Annotated in this window: 1 pseudogene; it reads left to right on the top strand. The window is 53.8% G+C overall.

The features are described from left to right. Window positions 1–422, top strand: a pseudogene (locus PPOP_RS18020) (transposase); the annotation flags it as partial.

Raw genomic sequence — 422 nt, 5'->3', positions numbered from 1 at the left:
CGGATTCCCGCCTGTACAAAAAGAGCGCTGGTCAAGAGGCCCATCCTCGGTTTCTGGTTCATGATGTGGTCGATGTCCGGTCGGGCGTGATTTTAGATCGTCGTGCAAGTCAGGCTTCGGGTCGTGCAGAACGGGAAGTCAGTCTCCACCAATTGGCCGCCATTCGTTTTCGGCACCCGTCTGTTACGATTCGCACACTCTCGGCAGACAAAGCGTACGGCACCAAAGAGTACTTGGCGGAGCTGAAGGATCTGGGGATAACTTCGCTGGTCAGCTTGAAAAGCCTAACTCTGGAAGAAGTACCGGTTTACAAACGGAGAGCTCTAGCCTCCAAATCCATGGCGGATACCGTCACGTGCAGAAAATGCGAGTTCGCTGTGAACACGTCTTTGCAGAGGCGAAGAACGTTCACGGAATGAACC

Origin of the sequence: Paenibacillus popilliae ATCC 14706, assembly GCF_000315235.1 — a bacterium.
Taxonomy (GTDB): domain Bacteria; phylum Bacillota; class Bacilli; order Paenibacillales; family Paenibacillaceae; genus Paenibacillus_B; species Paenibacillus_B popilliae.
Note: the sequence above shows the minus strand (reverse complement) of the source record. Positions and strands in the feature narration are given on the sequence as shown.